Origin of the sequence: Kitasatospora sp. NPDC056531 (assembly GCF_042794375.1) — a bacterium.
Lineage (GTDB): Bacteria > Actinomycetota > Actinomycetes > Streptomycetales > Streptomycetaceae > Kitasatospora.
This window is the reverse complement of record NZ_JBHTTU010000304.1, coordinates 1-1,303: the sequence shown is the minus strand read 5'-3', so window position 1 is coordinate 1,303 and position 1,303 is coordinate 1. Positions and strand designations below refer to the sequence as shown.

Here is a 1,303-nt window from a genome sequence, read left to right as displayed (position 1 = left end):
CCGAAGCGACCACTCTCGCTCCTCGGACCCACGTGATCAAAACGCACATTCCGCCACTTTGCCGAGGCCCTGCTCTCCGGGCGTAGGCATCAACGTGCCTTCTGTGTCGGATTCTTGTCCGTGGCGCGTTGCTCGGGGCTTCGGAGTGCGTGAGTCCCGGGTGTTCTCGGGTGGGGGAGCCGGACGGGAGTGGGCACCGGCTGGTCGGCGGTGGTGAGGGCGCGGTCGATGGTGTCGACGGCGTCGTGGGCGGCCCGGGTGGCCTGGGTGGTGAGGTGGCCGTAGCCAACAACTGCCGCCGGGGCTGGTCGAGGGGTAGATGACGATGAATCCGTACCGGTCGGCCAGCGCTCCGAAATCGGTGCTGGAGTACAGGTAGGGCCCGGAGCCCTGGCAGCCGTGCAGCGCCAGCAGGATCGACGGGGCGGCCTTGACGCTGTTCGGCACGTACACGTACATCTGCAGGTCGGTCGGGTTGTTGCCGAAGTCCGTGATCTGTGTCAACGAGGCGGCGCCGGCCTGGGGCGCGGCGGACAGGCCCACACCGAACGCAGCGCCGACCGCCAGGAGTACGGCGAGCAGGCGGGACTTCAGGTACCGGGAACGCAGCATGGAACCTCTTCCTCTGCGGGTTGTTGACAGTGGTGGCAGTGAGCAGGTGTCCCGGCTGCCCCACAAGGGTCCGTCGCAGGCCGTGTGAGCGCTCACATTCCGCGATCGTGCTTCAGGGCTGCTCCCTGCTCTTGTTTCGGACTGCTGACGCTGCATCGGTGACTGCGGCCTGTCAAGGAATGGTTGGGCCCCTTTCCGGGCTTCCCGGCGATACGGCCGATCGGTTCGGTCCCACCGGTGAAAGTTTCACGGTGGCGGTGGCGTGGACGGCCTTCGGGCGCTCGATGCGGATGCGGGCGGCGCTGGTCCGGATCGAGTCACGGTAGCAATACATCCCATGTTTGTTGCCGTCAGATCGGGTGAATCGCGCTCTTCCGTGCGATCAGTCGACGAAGTTTGTCGAAACCCTGGACAAGCCTCCGACCTTTAGTTAATTCATCCCATGTCATGGGCGCTGCCGGTGCTGAAACACGTCCTCACGGAGAGGCGAAACCTTGTCTGATTGTCTGACAGCCCTTCACGCGACAGCCGGCCGGTCAGCCGGTGGCGAACCGCACTTTCCGGGCTTCTCTCCCTGGTCGGCGTCTCCGCGGCGGTGCTGCTGCCCGTTGCGCAATCTCAGGCGGCCGCGGTGGCGTTCGCCATGGGTGCCACCCGTGCCGACCAGAACGGCAACACGCTCCAGTTGCAC

1 protein-coding gene and 1 pseudogene are annotated in these 1,303 nt (G+C 65.8%); one reads left to right on the top strand and one right to left on the bottom strand.

Going from position 1 to position 1,303, the window contains the following annotated elements; translation table 11 throughout:
• Window positions 1-36 precede the first annotated feature (36 nt).
• On the bottom strand, window positions 37-612 hold the full coding sequence (locus ACFQ87_RS45875) for a hypothetical protein (protein WP_380616991.1): 576 nt from the start codon (window positions 610-612) through the stop codon (window positions 37-39).
• 502 nt (window positions 613-1,114) lie between these two features.
• Between ACFQ87_RS45875 and ACFQ87_RS45870 the strand changes: the two are divergent.
• A pseudogene (locus tag ACFQ87_RS45870) lies at window positions 1,115-1,303 on the top strand (glycoside hydrolase); the annotation flags it as partial.

Excerpts from the sequence above, each read along its gene's own strand:
- ACFQ87_RS45875 (WP_380616991.1), bottom strand. The coding sequence starts at position 612 with ATGCTGCGTTCCCGGTACCTGAAGTCCCGCCTGCTCGCCGTACTCCTG.